At 60.1% G+C, this 15,229-nt stretch carries 15 protein-coding genes; 8 read left to right on the top strand and 7 right to left on the bottom strand.

Features of this window, described 5'->3' with window-relative positions:
• Positions 1 to 90: 90 nt before the first annotated feature.
• The gene (meaB, locus tag ACR3ES_RS10540) at positions 91 to 1,068 is read right to left on the bottom strand and encodes a methylmalonyl Co-A mutase-associated GTPase MeaB (RefSeq protein WP_170432213.1); all 978 of its coding nucleotides are present in this window, start codon (positions 1,066 to 1,068) and stop codon (positions 91 to 93) included.
• A gap of 83 nt (positions 1,069 to 1,151) precedes the next feature.
• Here meaB and ACR3ES_RS10535 point away from each other — a divergent pair, with 83 nt between their 5' ends.
• The 3 genes from ACR3ES_RS10535 (at position 1,152) to ACR3ES_RS10525 (ending at position 5,009) form a co-directional block, all read left to right on the top strand.
• Positions 1,152 to 1,865, top strand: a complete 714-nt coding sequence (locus ACR3ES_RS10535) for a DUF3108 domain-containing protein (RefSeq protein WP_480425316.1) — start codon at positions 1,152 to 1,154, stop codon at positions 1,863 to 1,865.
• 42 nt (positions 1,866 to 1,907) lie between these two features.
• Positions 1,908 to 4,361 (top strand): ATP-dependent helicase HrpB, encoded by a 2,454-nt coding sequence (hrpB, locus tag ACR3ES_RS10530; protein ID WP_170432208.1) that lies wholly within the window; start codon positions 1,908 to 1,910, stop codon positions 4,359 to 4,361.
• Positions 4,362 to 4,538: 177 nt separating this feature from the next.
• The gene (locus ACR3ES_RS10525; protein WP_480425315.1) at positions 4,539 to 5,009 is read left to right on the top strand and encodes an NUDIX hydrolase; all 471 of its coding nucleotides are present in this window, start codon (positions 4,539 to 4,541) and stop codon (positions 5,007 to 5,009) included.
• A 128-nt stretch (positions 5,010 to 5,137) separates the two neighbouring features.
• Here the strand turns inward: ACR3ES_RS10525 and ACR3ES_RS10520 are convergent, their stop codons facing one another.
• Both ACR3ES_RS10520 and ACR3ES_RS10515 read right to left on the bottom strand, forming a co-directional pair.
• Positions 5,138 to 6,112 (bottom strand): 2-dehydropantoate 2-reductase, encoded by a 975-nt coding sequence (locus tag ACR3ES_RS10520; RefSeq protein ID WP_170432205.1) that lies wholly within the window; start codon positions 6,110 to 6,112, stop codon positions 5,138 to 5,140.
• Positions 6,113 to 6,186: 74 nt separating this feature from the next.
• A complete protein-coding gene (locus ACR3ES_RS10515) occupies positions 6,187 to 7,149 on the bottom strand; it encodes a pirin family protein (RefSeq protein WP_170432202.1) in 963 nt (320 codons plus the stop codon).
• Positions 7,150 to 7,438: 289 nt separating this feature from the next.
• On the opposite strand from ACR3ES_RS10515, the gene ACR3ES_RS10510 reads away from it, so the two are divergent.
• Together ACR3ES_RS10510 and ACR3ES_RS10505 are read left to right on the top strand one after the other, a co-directional pair.
• Positions 7,439 to 7,927: a peptidase associated/transthyretin-like domain-containing protein gene (locus ACR3ES_RS10510; RefSeq protein ID WP_170432199.1), complete on the top strand. Its 489-nt coding sequence runs from the start codon at positions 7,439 to 7,441 to the stop codon at positions 7,925 to 7,927.
• Between the two features lie 19 nt (positions 7,928 to 7,946).
• Positions 7,947 to 8,558, top strand: coding sequence for a ferric reductase-like transmembrane domain-containing protein (locus ACR3ES_RS10505; protein ID WP_170432196.1), 612 nt, complete (start codon positions 7,947 to 7,949; stop codon positions 8,556 to 8,558).
• Between the two features lie 6 nt (positions 8,559 to 8,564).
• On the opposite strand, the gene argF is transcribed toward ACR3ES_RS10505, so the two are convergent.
• Together argF and ACR3ES_RS10495 are read right to left on the bottom strand one after the other, a co-directional pair.
• Positions 8,565 to 9,491, bottom strand: coding sequence for an ornithine carbamoyltransferase (gene argF / locus ACR3ES_RS10500; RefSeq protein ID WP_170432193.1), 927 nt, complete (start codon positions 9,489 to 9,491; stop codon positions 8,565 to 8,567).
• Positions 9,492 to 9,566: 75 nt separating this feature from the next.
• Positions 9,567 to 10,754, bottom strand: coding sequence for an aspartate aminotransferase family protein (locus tag ACR3ES_RS10495; protein WP_170432191.1), 1,188 nt, complete (start codon positions 10,752 to 10,754; stop codon positions 9,567 to 9,569).
• Positions 10,755 to 11,055: 301 nt separating this feature from the next.
• Between ACR3ES_RS10495 and ACR3ES_RS10490 the strand changes: the two genes are divergently transcribed.
• Entirely contained in the window at positions 11,056 to 11,949 is an 894-nt protein-coding gene (locus ACR3ES_RS10490; RefSeq protein WP_480425570.1) for a DMT family transporter, read from the top strand.
• On the opposite strand, the gene ACR3ES_RS10485 is transcribed toward ACR3ES_RS10490, so the two are convergent.
• Complete coding sequence (locus ACR3ES_RS10485; protein WP_170432187.1) at positions 11,931 to 12,734, bottom strand: ABC transporter permease; 804 nt, start codon at positions 12,732 to 12,734, stop codon at positions 11,931 to 11,933. The two genes, ACR3ES_RS10490 and ACR3ES_RS10485, sit on opposite strands and share 19 nt — an antisense overlap.
• Before the next feature lie 126 nt (positions 12,735 to 12,860).
• Between ACR3ES_RS10485 and ACR3ES_RS10480 the strand changes: the two genes are divergently transcribed.
• Both ACR3ES_RS10480 and ACR3ES_RS10475 read left to right on the top strand, forming a co-directional pair.
• On the top strand, positions 12,861 to 13,424 hold the full coding sequence (locus ACR3ES_RS10480) for a GcrA family cell cycle regulator (RefSeq protein ID WP_170432184.1): 564 nt from the start codon (positions 12,861 to 12,863) through the stop codon (positions 13,422 to 13,424).
• Positions 13,425 to 13,429: 5 nt separating this feature from the next.
• The gene (locus ACR3ES_RS10475) at positions 13,430 to 14,074 is read left to right on the top strand and encodes an NUDIX hydrolase (protein WP_480425312.1); all 645 of its coding nucleotides are present in this window, start codon (positions 13,430 to 13,432) and stop codon (positions 14,072 to 14,074) included.
• 10 nt (positions 14,075 to 14,084) lie between these two features.
• On the opposite strand, the gene ACR3ES_RS10470 is transcribed toward ACR3ES_RS10475, so the two are convergent.
• Positions 14,085 to 15,161, bottom strand: coding sequence for a T6SS phospholipase effector Tle1-like catalytic domain-containing protein (locus ACR3ES_RS10470; protein ID WP_170432378.1), 1,077 nt, complete (start codon positions 15,159 to 15,161; stop codon positions 14,085 to 14,087).
• Positions 15,162 to 15,229: the final 68 nt, after the last annotated feature.

The raw sequence follows: 15,229 nt of genomic DNA, 5'->3' as shown, positions 1-15,229 counted from the left end.
AAAGCGCGCATCTCAAATTTATTATTTAAGCTTTATACATGATTAGAGATGATCGCACCACCTTTGCGGTGGACGGCATTAACGCGGTTCTTAGGCGGTCGACAAGAGTTTCAGCATCCGATCCGCCGCTGCCGAGGGGCTCAGGTTGCCTGACCCGACCTGGTCGCTCAACTGCTCCATTTCACCACGGGCCTCGGGCGATTCCAGCTTTGCAAGCAAGGCGTGACGGACCTCCTGATCGAACCAGTATCGTGCCTGCGCCGCGCGATTGCTGTCCCAATAGCCGGCTTCGCGCCGCCATTGCATCAGGGTCTTTATTTCGTCCCACGCCTGTTCCAACCCGTGTTCCTCGACCGCTGACACGGCCATCGCTTTGGGGAACCCCTCGGGGTCTTGCGGACGCTTACGCAGCAGGCGCAAAGCACCGGCATAATCTGCACAGGTCCGGGTCGCCGCGGATTTGAGATCACCGTCCGCCTTGTTGATCAGGATGATATCGGCCATCTCCATTATCCCGCGTTTGACACCCTGTAACTCGTCGCCTCCGGCTGGCGCCAACAGTAACAGGAACAGGTCGGACAGCTCGGAAACAACCGTTTCCGATTGCCCCACCCCCACGGTTTCGATCAGCACGACATCATAGCCTGCGGCCTCACACAACGCGATTGCCTCGCGCGTCCGGCGCGCCACACCGCCCAAATGCGTCTGGCTGGGGGATGGACGGATAAAGGCGTTCTTATCCCGGCTCAGGCGTTCCATCCGGGTCTTGTCCCCCAGAATCGAGCCGCCAGAGCGGGCCGAGCTGGGATCAACCGCCAGAACAGCGACGCGCAACCCCTGCCCCGTGAGCATCATGCCAAAGCTCTCGATGAAAGTGGATTTTCCCACGCCCGGTGTTCCCGACAGGCCGATCCGCAGCGATTGCCGCCCTGATCCGGCCAACTGCGCCAGCAGCTGTGAGGCTTCGGTCCGATGATCGGCGCGATTGCTTTCGACCAAGGTAATTCCGCGGGCGAGCGCCCGGCGGTCGCCCTTCAAAATCATGTCGCCAAGGCTATCTATGTTCATTATTGTCCCGATCTTTGCGGCAGGACTAGTTGCCGTTTTCCGGGGCCGTTTGTCCAGCCCGGAGCAGACAGGAATTGCACGCGATGTCGATTATGCGCCAATTGTCATGCCTTGCCTTGGTCGTGTTGCTCCCCAGCGTGAGTTTGGCCGAACCGCAGCAGGGTCGCTTTGCTTTGCGTGCACTGGGGGTTAAAGTTGGCGAGATGGCGCTAAGCGCCGAGACCAGTTCCACACGGTACGCGGTTACCGCACGTTTAGCGACAACGGGTTTGGTTGGGACGCTTAAACGGGTGCAGTTCGTGCTGGAGGCAACCGGTCGACGTCAGGGCGCAAACTTCAAACCGCAATACTATTCCGAGGATATGGATACCGGTCAGCGGCAATCTCGCGCCAGACTGGACTATGCGCGCGGCATTGCACGCGCCAGCGGCCCGGAAATCGGCGATCGGGGGGCACATGCGGTCACCGATCAGCAACAACGCGGAGCCGTCGATCCGTTGACCGCAATATTCATGGTGCTGCGCGATCAACCCGCGGAAGAGCTTTGCAGGTTGCGACAAAAGATTTTTGATGGCGAGCGTTTGACCGAAATCGCACTGACCCTGCGCAGCGGCGAAGGCGCCCAGGTGCGTTGTGATGGTCATTTCACGCGGTTGGCGGGATATGAACCGGGCGATCTGCGGCAAGGCAGCCGGTTTCCCGTGCAGGTCATCTACGAACCCTCCGGGACTATCATGCGCGCCATGCGCGTCGAGGCGCTGACCATTTACGGCCCAGCCGTTGTGCTGCGGAAATAGCCGGAACTGGACCTCCGCCGACAGTTGGCGGATAAAGCCCCGATGAAAACCCGCCTGCCCATCGACGACGTCATTCCAGAGTTGCTGCCCGCCTTACGAGATCGGAAGCGCGCCGTTTTGCAGGCCCCGCCGGGTGCTGGAAAAACAACGCGTGTTCCGCTCGAGATGCTTCAGGCAGACCTGTGCCCCGGCAAGATCGTCATGCTGGAACCCAGACGTTTGGCGGCGCGGGCAGCAGCGGAACGGATGGCGGAAACGCTGCAAGAACGCGCCGGGCAGACCGTGGGCTACCGTGTGCGGGGTGATACCAGAGTCTCCAAAACCACCCGGATCGAAGTGGTGACCGAGGGCATCCTGACCCGGATGCTGCAATCCGATCCCGATTTGCCCGGCGTGGGCGCCGTGATATTCGACGAGTTTCACGAACGGTCCCTGAATGCCGATCTGGGACTGGCCCTGTGTATTGAGGTGGCACAGGCGTTGCGGGACGATCTGATCCTGCTGGCGATGTCGGCAACCTTGGACGCAGAGCCTGTGACCCAATTGATGGATGCGCCTCTGGTTACCTCGGAAGGGCGCAGCTATGCGGTCGAAACACGATGGCTGGACAAACCTCTGCATGCCCAGACCCGACGACTGGATGCACTGATTGATCTTGTTGTTCAGGCCGAGCAGGACACGCAAACGACGGGGGGCGGGTTGTTGGTGTTTCTGCCCGGTGAGGGCGAAATTCGACGCGCCGAGACAGCGTTGGCCAGCCGGTTGCCGCCTGAGTGCAGTATACGGCCACTGTTCGGGGCATTACCCTTTGCCGCCCAGCGCGCGGCACTTGCGCCAGCGGAGCGCGCGCGCAAGGTGGTACTGGCGACCTCAATTGCCGAAACCTCTCTGACCATTCCCGACATCCGGGTTGTGGTGGACATGGGGCAGGCTCGTCGGGCACGGTTCGATCCGGGATCGGGTATGTCCCGGCTGGTCACGGAACGGGTGACCCGGGCCGAAGCTGCGCAGCGCGCGGGGCGCGCGGGACGCGTGGCCGAGGGGGTCTGTTACCGGCTTTGGTCAAAAGGTGAAGACGGTGCCTTAGCCGCATATCCACCGGCTGAGATCGAAGCCGCCGATCTGACCCGGCTGGCTTTGGAACTGGCGCTGTGGGGCGCAGATGCCGGGGATCTGGCCTTTCTGACCCCGCCCCCCGCTGGCGCGCTGTCCGAGGCCCGCGTGCTACTGGCGATGCTGGGTGCGCTGGATGACAAGGGGCGTATTACCGACCATGGGCGGGCTTTGGCGGCACCGCCGCTGCATCCCCGGCTGGGGCACATGCTGGTCAGCGCAGGAGCACAGGCCGCCCCGTTGGCGGCCTTGATGGCGGACCGGGACCCGCTCAAAGGTGCTCCGGTGGATATCACCCTGCGGCTTGAGGCGCTGAAGGATCTGCGGGGCTTTCGGCAAAGGCGGGTCTGGCAGGCGAACGCAGGCGCTATAGAACGGATTAAAACCGAGGCCCGCCGGTTGAGGACTCAGGTTAGCCGTGCCGCAGACAAGCACAGCACCGCCTCGATGGCCGCAATGGCCTACCCGGACCGGATTGGGCAGCGGCGCAAGGGAGACGATCCCCGCTATGTGCTGTCGGGCGGAAAAGGGGTGGTTCTCGACGCGGGCGATACCTTGGCCACCGCCCCTTATCTTGTCGTTACAGATACCGATGGAAACCCGCGAGAGGCGCGTGTGCGGATGGCGGTGCAGATCTCAGAGCGCGACATTCGCGATCTGTTTTCAGATCAGATTGCCTGGACGGACAGTTGCGTGTGGTCCAAGCGGGACCGCAGGGTCGTCGCCACATGCCAGGAACGCTTTGGTTCCATCGTGCTGGGGGATCGCATCTGGAAAGACGTACCCGCAGACGCCGTTGCCAGGGCCATGCTGGACGGGGTGCGGGACCTTGGGCTTCGGCTGGACGGCGCAGCCGCGCGCCTGGCAGCGCGGGTGGAACTTGTGCGGGCGGATGGGGTGGATCTACCGGATTTTTCGGACGACGCGTTGCTGGCCGATCTCGAAAGCTGGCTGTTACCCATGCTCTCAAACGTTCGAAACGCAGATGAGTGGAAGCGGTTTGATCTGTTACCGGCCCTGCGCGCGCGTTTGGACTGGACCCAGACACAAGAACTGGACAGGCGCGCGCCCGCATCTTTTGAAACGCCACTGGGCCGCAAGGTGTCAATCGACTATGGCGGCGAGGCACCGGAAATTTCGGTGCGATTACAGGAGATGTTCGGTGTCACAAGACACCCCGTGGTGGGTGGCACGCCGATGAAGATCACCCTATTGTCGCCTGCACAGCGCCCCATTCAGATTACCCGAGACCTGCCCGGATTCTGGGCAGGGTCTTATGCGGATGTGCGCAAGGATATGCGGGCGCAATACCCCAAGCATCCTTGGCCAGAGGACCCAACGCTGGCCGACCCCACGCTACGCGCCAAGCGCAGGCAAAAATAAGCCAAGCGGGGGCATCAGTCAGATCGTAGTGTCCGGAAAAGGCGCATGTGCTGTCCTAAATCCACACACGGCTAAAAACCAACTGATTTTGCACAAATCTGCGCACATTTCACCGCTAAAGTTGAATCTGAAACACTTCATTGTTATTTCACACTACCTTAAGAGATCGCATTCAGAATGTACCGCATTATGAAAACATGGCTGAACCATACATGGGAAGAGGTTATTAAACCTGTCCTCCAGCACCCCAAGCGGGTGCAGGTTGCAGCTTTGTGCACGCGTCAGACTGCGTCCGGCGAAGACGTTCTGCTGATCACCAGCCGGGACACCGGACGCTGGATTATCCCCAAGGGATGGCCGATTGACGGTCTGGACGGGGCGGAAACAGCCGCGCAGGAAGCGTGGGAAGAGGCTGGCGTACGTGCGAAGGCGGTTGAAAAAGATCCCGTTGGCCACTTCACGTACGACAAGGTCCTCAAAGACGGCTCGGCCGAGCCGGTGTTGACCAGCGTTTACCATATTGAAGTGAACGAACTGGCGGAGGATTACCCCGAGGTGGGTCAGCGCAAGCGCCGCTGGGTGTCCCCCAAGGTCGCAGCCGAACGGGTTCAAGAGCCCGAATTGCAGGCCTTGCTGCTGCAAATGTGAGGCATCAGCCGTAATTTCGCAAAGTACAGACGGCTATTGCGCGGAGGCTTGCAACAGCCAGCTTTTTGGACAGCTGCGGATAGTCCGCCCGCACCCAACCGCCGTTATTTTCCCCATAATGACGGTACTTATGCCCTGATCTGATCCGGTGAGAGTGATCCGGTTGGTGCGTCCCCGATTAGAGACGCGACTCTGGTGCAAAAGGGTGTTTCAACTTTGTAAGTTTCACCCAGCCGCATGATCTCGCCCTGCAGGCTATCGATTTCCGTTGGTCGACCGGCCTTGAGATCGTAGGACATCGACATACGCGCGGTCGGGTCGATGGTGAGCATGCGCGCAGCGATGCGGGAAAACACCGGTGTCGGCAGGCGCAGAATATGCGGTGTCATCCACGCGGGCAGCGGTGTGGTCGAAACAACCGGTTTGCCAGCGGCCTTCAGAACAGCCAGCGCCTCGGTCATCTGGTCGGCCATCAGGTGCCGCCAGTTGCGATCCAAAAGCTGCTCGCGCAGAGTCAGCCCGGACAGCGCATTCAGGGCGTTGTTGAGATTGATGACCAGCTTGCCCCATTGCACCGCCTCGATCTGGGTGCTGCCGACAATGGGCAAATTCGTACTGGTGAGGCGTGCAGCCAGATCGCCAGGGCCGGACTGGATGACAATGTCACCGGATGTGGCGCGATGATAGGTGGCCGGGTCGGTCGGAACCACGTTGAACGGCACCATTCCTGCGCGTACATCGCGACCCGGCAAAGCCGCGCGCAGTGTCCGTGCATTGTCCATTCCGTTTTGCCAGGACAGAACCGGGGTTGCGTCGAAACCATGCACACGGATCAGATCCGCCATATCCGCTGTTGCGCCGGATTTGACGGTCACGATGATCAGATCCATATCGGCGAGACAGGCCGGGTCTTCGGTCAGTGTCAACTTGTCCGCTGCAACCGTGCGTCTCACTCCCGAAAAATCCGTAACCGTCAGGTCGTGCGCGCGGATCGGGTCCAGAATGCGGGCCCGTCCCAACAAGTTGACATCATGCCCGGCATCGGCCAACAGAGCGCCGCAGTAGCACCCGATGCTGCCAGCCCCTGCGATAACCAGTTTCATTGCAATCCTCCATCCGAGGACAGGATTGCCGGGATCGGTCCGGCGGGCAAGCCGGGCACCGGTTGACGTAGCGTTCAGCGCGCCAGACGGGGCTTGGTCCGCTCAAGTTCGGCTGAGATCGGGATAAACTCCTGATCGTCCCCGGTCGGCAAGTGGAAGGCCCCGTTGGCCCAATCAGCGGTTTTCCATTCGCGGGTGGCGGTTTCGATCTTCTCTTTCGAAGAGGACACGAAGTTCCACCAGATATACCGATCTTCGTTCAAGGTCGCGCCGCCCAGCAGCATCAGGCGCGCACCTAACGGGCCTGCCTTGACCGATAGCTTGTCGCCCGGGCGGAACACCATCATGCGCCCGGACTCGAATGTATCACCCGCGATCTCGACTGAGCCTTCGGTCACGTAGACGCCGCGATCTTCGTGGTCATCTGGCAAAGGAAAGGCAGCACCGGGCTCCAGTCCCACGTCGAGATAAAAGGTTTCAGACAGCATCGTGACCGGGCTGTTCTCGCCATAGGCCGAGCCCAAAATCAGTCTTGCGCTGACACCTGTGTCCTGAATATGCGGCAAGACTCCCTGTTTATGGTGCTCGAAATCGGGGGCCATATCCTCGTGCGCTTCGGGCAAGGCGATCCAGGTCTGGATGCCAAACAGCGAATGCTTCTGACCGCGTGTTTCGTCGCTGGTGCGTTCGGAATGGGTGACGCCACGACCGGCGACCATCCAGTTGATCTCGCCGGGATAGATCATCTGATGGGTACCCAGACTGTCACGGTGTTCGAATTCCCCCTGATACAGGTAGGTCACCGTGCCCAGACCGATATGCGGATGCGGGCGGACATCAATGCCACCTTCGGTGATGAACTCTGCCGGGCCCATCTGATCAAAGAAAATAAAGGGCCCGACCAGTTGTCGTTCGACCGACGGCAAGGCGCGGCGCACCTCAAAACCACCCAGATCGCGGGCACGGGGGATAATCAGAGTTTCCAGAGATCCGTTTTCGGACAGGCATTCGGGGGTGTGGGTGGGGTTCCAGCTCATTCCTGATCTCCCTTGATATGGCTGCGGCAGATGGCTTCATGTTCGTCTTTGCAGGATATAAGGCTAAAACGCCTCACGAAAAGCGCATTTCCGCACAGCATTCGTGCAAACGACCGCGGGCAAGCCGAGTACCTTAATGATAGCCTCACACAGCCGTGATGCGCATACCTGTATACTCTGAGAGCTAGCCCTCGGATTCACCCGCAATCGTGTTATCTTACAGGGTGCAGGATGTGCCGGTCCTCGAGGGCCGGTGTCAGACATGATCAGATCGACAGGAGCGTATGCGATGACTCGCCTCAAGATGACACGTCGTACCTTACTCGCCACGGGACTTGGCACCGTCGCGGCCAGTGCATCCGGTCTAGTCGCGCCGGCCCGGGCTGCCGGGCTTGCTCCGACGCCGTCGATGCGGGGAGGATCGAACAATTACCGACCCGGAGCCCCAATCGTCGACCGGATTGGCGGAGGCGGGTTCTGGATGACCGGCACCGTGCGCCGTGCCGGCGACGGTGCACCGCTGGCCGGCCAGCGTATTCAGATCTGGGCACATACGACCGAAGGATATGAGCGTGACCCGCAGAGCCATGGCGCCACTCTGACCGATGCGAATGGTGAGTTTAGACTGGAGATGCCACAAATCGTTCCAGCCTTTGGCCAGCCGCACGGGCACCTGGCGTATGACAGCGGAGATTTCGAAACCGTGTTTTTGCGCCCGGTGATGAGCCGCGCAAAAGACAAGACGCTGGCCGCCCACTTCGTACTGCAACCTGCCTGATCCAACCCGGAATACTATGATGAGCCGCACCCGAGCGATCCTGATCTGGGGTGTGCTGGCGCTGGCGGTTCTGGTTCCTCTTGCCGCGGCTGCGGCCAGCCCGTTGCTTGCATGGCGGTCGCCGGTTTACATCCTTGCGGGGTTTGCGGGGATCATCGCGATGGGCCTGTTGCTGTTTCAGCCTTTGCTGGCCGGCGGATACCTGCCTGGCCTATCTGCTTTCCGCAGCCGGTATCTGCACCGATTTGTCGGGGGAGCGCTGGTTCTGGCGGTGGTCGTGCATGTTGCTGCACTGTGGATCAGCAGCCCGCCAGACGTGGTGGACGCACTGTTATTCGTATCACCGACCCCATTTTCCGACTGGGGTGTGGTGGCGATGTGGGCCGTTTTTGCGGCCGCAGTTCTGGCTGTCTTGCGCAAACGCCTGCGGCTGCGGTTTCGCACCTGGCGCCTGGGTCACACAACCCTGGCCGCCACAACGGTGATCGGCAGCGTCGTACACGCCATGCTGGTCGAAGGAACGATGGAGATCATGTCCAAAACAGCCCTGTGCGTCCTCGTCCTGCTGGCGAGCGCAAGAACGCTCGCCGGTCTGAAGGTCTGGGCTGTGGGGTCCAGGCGCGGGTCTTGACCGGGATCAGACTTCAAGACACCAGCGCATGATCGCCTTTTGCGCGTGTAGACGATTCTCAGCCTCGTCAAAGATCACGGAATTGGGCCCATCCATGACCTCGGAGGTCGCCTCTTCTTCGCGGTGCGCAGGCAGACAGTGCATGAACAGCGCATCCGGTTTGGCGTGGGACATCAGTTCGGCGTTGACCTGATAGGGACGCAACAGGTTATGGCGACGCTCTTTGGCGGACTGGGAATCGTGCATCGACACCCAGGTGTCCGCGACCACCAGATCGGCATCTTCAACCGCTTTGTAAGGATCGCGTTCGACAATGATTTTCGAGCCCTGCCGGCGCGCAAGGCCCATGAATTCTTCTTCGGGGTCAAACTGGGACGGGCCGGTGAAGGTCAGGTCAAAGCCGAACTGGCCCGCCGCGTGCAGGAACGAGGCGCAAACATTGTTACCATCGCCGGTCCAGACCACCTTTTTGCCTTTGATCGGTCCGCGATGCTCTTCAAAGGTCAGCACGTCGGCCATGATCTGGCAGGGATGAGTCCGGTCGGTCAGGCCGTTGATGACCGGTACATCCGAGTATTCTGACATCTCGGTCAGGATGGTTTCATCAAAGGTCCGGATCATGATCATATCGACATAGCGCGACAGGACACGAGCAGTATCGGCTATGGTTTCGCCGTGACCCAGTTGCATGTCCTTGCCGGACAGCACCATGGTTTGTCCGCCCATCTGGCGCACACCCACGTCGAACGACACGCGCGTCCGAGTGGAGGGTTTCTCGAAGATCAGGGCCACCATGCGGCCAGCCAGCGGCTGATCATCATCGGGCGCGGCTTTGGGACGACCGAGGCGTGCCTGCTTCATCACATCGGCCTGATCGATCATGGCCCGCAGATCGGTCGCATCAGTTTTATGGATATCCAGGAAGTGGTTCATTTCATTTCGCTTTTGTCTAAGTGGCGCATGGGGGCCAGCCCCCACACCCCCGGAGTATTTGGGAAAAGATGAAGATCAGGCAGTTTCGAGAGTGGTCTCGACCTGCGAGGCAGCTTTTTCCAGGCGGATCATGGCCTGGGCGATGTCGTCCTCGGTCAGCGTCAGCGGTGGCAGCAGTCGGATGACATTGTCAGCAGCAGGGACGGTGATGACCTCATTGTCATACCCGGCGTTCACGACATCCATGTTGGTCACCTTGCATTTGAGCCCCAACATCAGGCCCGATCCGCGTACCTCTTCGAACACGTCCGGATGGTCGGCCACAAGACCTTCGAGCTTTTGACGCAACAAGCCAGCCTTGCGGTTGACGCCGTCCAGAAAGGCTGGTGTTGCGACCTGATCGATCACCGCACAACCTACCGCGCATCCCAGTGGGTTGCCGCCATAGGTGGATCCGTGGGTGCCGGCAGTCATTCCGCTTGCCGCATCCTCGGTGGCGAGAACCGCACCTAACGGGAACCCCCCGCCGATGCCCTTGGCCACCATCATGATATCCGGCGTGATGCCTGCCCATTCGTGGGCAAAGAGCTTGCCGGTCCGACCAACGCCGCATTGCACCTCGTCCAGGATCAGCAATACGCCGTGTTCATCGCACAGGTCGCGCAGCCATTTCAGGCTGGCGTCGGGCAGTGGGCGAATTCCACCTTCGCCCTGGATCGGTTCGACCATCACGGCGGCAATCGTGTCGTCGCCGATCACATATTTGACCTCGGGACCACCCCAAGGCAGGTGGCGGAAGCCAGGGAGCAGCGGGCCGAAGCCTTTGGTCATTTTCTCTGACCCCGCGGCAGCAATCCCGGCGGAGGAGCGACCGTGGAAGGAGCCTTCGAAGGTGATGATCTCGACCCGTTCGGGCTGGCCTTTGTCATAAAAATACTTGCGCGCCATTTTTACCGCCAGTTCGCAGGACTCGGTCCCTGAATTGGTGAAGAACACCGTATCGGCAAATGTGTGGTCGACCAGCTTATCGGCCAGCGCCTGCTGCTGTGGGATGTTGTAGAGGTTCGAGACATGCCACAGCGCGTGCGCCTGTTCCGTCAGTGCGTTGACCAGCGCCGGATGCGCATGACCCAGCGCATTCACCGCAATCCCGGCGCCAAGGTCCAGAAAACGTCGACCATCCGCCTCGGTCAGCCAGGCGCCTTCACCCTTCACAAAAGTCAGGGGCGCACGATTATAGGTCGGCAGAACGGACGGGATCATCGGATCATCCTTTTCAACAGGTTTGACCTCGTGACTGATACACAGAGGCCGGGTTCGTCAACTGATTTGGTGGAGTTTGCGCCGATTTGCACAGCGCATATGGATCAAACGGGCCGGTTACGCGGTGAGACGTCGGCGTCGGAGGCGCAGGATATGTGCAACTTTGATCATGTGCGCCGTATAGCGGGGCGGGTGCGATCTGAAAACCCCGAATATCGCCTTCAGGCGAATTTAAGATTTGAGACACACACGGGCGCATTTCCGGCTTGCCATTTTGCGTCCCAGGCTCCACCGCTATGGCATGTTCGTTCCGAAAACGCATAATCCGCCCCTTGCGGCGCTGCTGATCTTCGTCGCAAGCGCGTTCATCGCGGCAACCACGTTGCTGGCAAAGGCCTTGGGAACCGACACACTGGGCCCGCCCCTGCATCCGATGCAGATCAGCCATGGACGGTTCATGTTTGCGTTTCTGACCATCATAAGCGCAGTGGCCGTATTAAGACCCAAACTACAAAAGACCCATTGGGGGTTGCACATTGGGCGCACAAGTTTTGGGTGGCTGGGGATCACGCTCATGTTCGCATCGGTCGCCTATATTCCGATCGCCGACGCAACAGCGATTTCGTTTCTGAATCCTGTGTTTGCCATGGTTCTGGCCATTCCTTTGCTGAAAGAAGGCGTTGGGCCATGGCGATGGCTGGCTGCTGCTGTGGCACTGACCGGGGCGTTGATCCTACTGCGCCCGACGCCTGCAAGTTTTCAGCCAGCGGCCCTGCTGGCCCTGTCGGCCGCTGTGGTGATCGGGATGGAGTTGATTTTCATCAAAAAGCTCTCAGGGCGTGAGGCGCCGATCCAGATTCTGCTGGTCAACAACTCGATGGGGTTGGCGATTGCCACGGTCGCCGTGCTTTTCGTCTGGCATCCACCCACGACCGCGCAATGGGGGGCGCTTGTCGGGATCGGCGTGCTGATGGCGTGTGCGCAGGCCTGTTTTGTCAATGGAATGGCGCGTGCGGATGCCTCGTTCGTTGCGCCGGTCAGCTATGCAACACTGATCTTTGCGGCGTTTTACGATTTCGCGATCTTTGGTGTGATCCCGGATGCCGTCAGCGTGACCGGGTCCACCATTATTCTGACTGGGGCACTGATTCTGGTCTGGCGCGAAGCCCGGCAGCGTCAGGGTTTGAGACGGTAACCGGTGCGCAACATCTGCCAGATCAGCACACCGATCAGCACGGTTGCACCGCTGCACACCAACAGCCCCAGATACGGCGAACTGTCCGATACGCCGATCATACCGTATCGCAGCCCGTCAATCAGATAAAACACCGGGTTCACATGGCTGATGTGGTTCAGGAGAGGCGGCAAATCCTCAACCGAGTAAAAGGTGCCCGACAAAAACGCCAACGGCGTGACCACAAAATTTGTGATCGCGGCCATCTGATCGTATTTGTTGGCAAAAATCCCGGCAAGAAGGCCCAACGCACCCATGAAGGCGCCGCCAAGTACGACGAAAATCAGCGCAATAAGCGGGTTTTGCGGCACTAAACCCAGAACAAGCCCCAATGCGATTGCGACAACCAGCGCGATCAGCACCCCGCGCGCGACGCCGCCCGCCAGATATCCCAGCAAAATTTCGACCGGCGATAGCGGCGGCATCAGCGTATCCACGATGTTGCCCTGCACCTTGGCAATCACCATCGAAGACGAGGTGTTGGCAAAGGCGTTCTGGATCACTGTCATCATCATGATGCCAGGGGCCAAAAACGTCAGGAACGGCACCCCCATCACGTCAGGTCGGCCCGGGCCGATGGCGATGTTGAAGATCAACAGGAACAGCCCCGCGGTTACCAGCGGTGCCAGCAAAGTCTGGGTCCAGACCGCCAGAAACCGCAGGGTTTCGCGCTGCGCCAAAGTGTAAAGGCCCATCCAATTGACCGCTCCGAAACGGCGCGCGCCCTGATCCGTGGGAATCTGCATGTTTTGCCCCTTACCTGATTCGAAGACAGCTTGTAACTCGGGCTGCAGTGTTTAGAATAGGGGGCTGAGAGAATTCCGAAGGCGGCCCGAATCCGGGGCCGCTTTCCCGCTTTTGAAAGGAAGCGCATGTCCTGGACAGATGAGCGTGTAGAACTGCTGAAGAAAATGTGGGGCGAAGGCCAGTCGGCCAGCCAGATCGCCAAGGAACTGGGTGGCGTGACCCGCAATGCGGTGATTGGCAAAGTGCACCGTCTGGGCCTGTCGAACCGCGCAACCGGCGCAAGCCCGTCAAAATCCGACGCCAAGGAAAAACCCGCGCCCAAAGCCGAAGCCAAGCCCAAACCTACGCCCAAGACAGAACCGGCGCGCCCTGCCCCGGCACCCGAAGCAAAACCGGCCGCACCGGCCCGCCGTCAGATTATCCCCGCCGGTCAACCTCTGCCGCCGCAACCTTCGGCCAATGAAATAAGCCCCGAGGCCCTGGCCAAGGTGAACGAGGTCGAGAAGAAAGCGAAAAAGCTGACGCTGATGGAGTTGACCGAGAAAACCTGCAAATGGCCCGTGGGCGACCCCGCGACCGAGGATTTTTGGTTCTGCGGTCTGCCAGTTGAGCCCGGCAAGCCCTATTGCGAGGCGCATGTCGGCGTTGCGTTCCAACCGATGAGTTCACGCAGAGACCGGCGGCGCTGAGCCTGATGCGCCAGGATCCGACAGCGATGGAGGATACCTGGCTGGCACGTGCCAAACGACTGCTGGCACTTGCCGAAACGGGCCAACATTTTAGCAAAGATCCGTTCGACCGCGAGCGATTCGAAGAGATCGCTGAAATCGCACGCGCGATGCTGGCCGATCTGGGTCAGGTGCCGCTGTCGCATATCGATGGTCTGATATCGCAACACGCGGCAGGTTATGCCACGCCCAGCATCGATATTCGCGGCGCAGTTATTCGCGATGGTTGCATTCTTCTGGTGCGCGAACGCAGCGACGGGTTTTGGGCGATGCCCGGTGGCTTTGCGGATATCGGCAGTTCACCTGCGGAAAACATCGAGCGCGAGGTTTGGGAAGAAGCGGGACTACGGGTTCGGGCCGGTCACCTATTTGCCCTGCGCCACAAGGCAAGGCATCCATATCCGGCGGACGCACGTGACTTCTACAAACTGTTCTTTCTGTGCGATGAGATCGGCGACCAGGCGCCCACACCGGGTGAAGAAACACACGACGCCGCCTTTTTTCCGCCGAATGCTCTGCCCGATTTGTCGCTGACGCGAAATCTGGGTGCGGACATCCAGGCGGCTTTTCAGTCAAATGCCGTTGGTCGCACTGCCGCTGTATTCGATTGACGGCCTGAGCCTACTGCGCCGGGTGCGATGGTAAATTCGGCATCGGCACCCATCGCGGCAACTCGTCGGGTGCTACCGAAACATGCAAACGCTCGGACGGGTCCTGACCGATTTTCCGGTGCTTGCGTAGCAGGAATATCTTGCCCCAACCCCGCCACGTCCCCACCGAGGGGGCATGCACATCGGTGGGAAAGCGGGCGCGCCACCCCTCGGGCAAAGGCAGGCCATGCAATTGCGCTTTGTCCAGCATCCAGATCAGGGAGATATTGCTGAGCGGTCGCGCCTGTTCGTACCCGTTGAGCTGGCCGCCAACATCGCCATGGGTTCCGCGGAACCAGACTTGTTCGACGTGGCCCTTGAATTCCGGCATGCACTCCCACAACACCGGCTCATAGACCTCGCGCGTCTCGTCCAATGCCATGGCGTGATACCCGTGGCGGATCGACGGGCCCAGCCGGTGGTTGTGAAAGGCATGCCGTTTTTCGGCCCGGCGCCACAACAGCGGCAGGCGCAGGCCCAAAGCCTTGACCGTATCCCACACACCGACCATTTCGATCGCGACCGTGTCGTGACAGAATTTACGCCGAAAATCTCGGGCTGCGGGTCCACCCGGGTTACATTCATAGTGCCGGTAGGCCTGTTTGATATTGCGCTCGGTTGCGTGCTCTGCCTTGAGCAATCCGATCATGTCGATCACGCCGGCGAGGCTGCGCACCCCGTAAGCGCCCCGCGAATACCCCATGAAAAAGATCCGGTCGCCGGGTTTGTAGCGAGATGCCAGATAACCATAAGCGCGGCGGATCTGGCGATTAATGCCCCGCCCCATCATTACATCAAGTGAGGATTTCCAGCTGTCCCACTGGACACCGGATTCATAAAAAACCGAAACTTTGCTCCCCATCTCGCAGCACAGCCGAAGGGTCTGGCCCGCGTGGGTTTCATACCCCGGTTCCAACGTTGACATTGTGCCGTCCAGAATGATGACATGGCTGATCGGTTCGCGATGCCGCGTCTCGGCGGAATGCTCGGACCGCAAGGGCCGTCCAAGCCATCCCAGAACCTTCCTACTCAGCCGCGACAGAACCATGGCGTCAACACTTTCCAATCCTTGTCGGGTGTGAACAGCAAGCCTGTCTGCCGCACCCTGTCTTCCTA

It is taken from the genome of Ruegeria sp. B1 (assembly GCF_056535885.1).
Note: the sequence above shows the minus strand (reverse complement) of the source record. Positions and strands in the feature narration are given on the sequence as shown.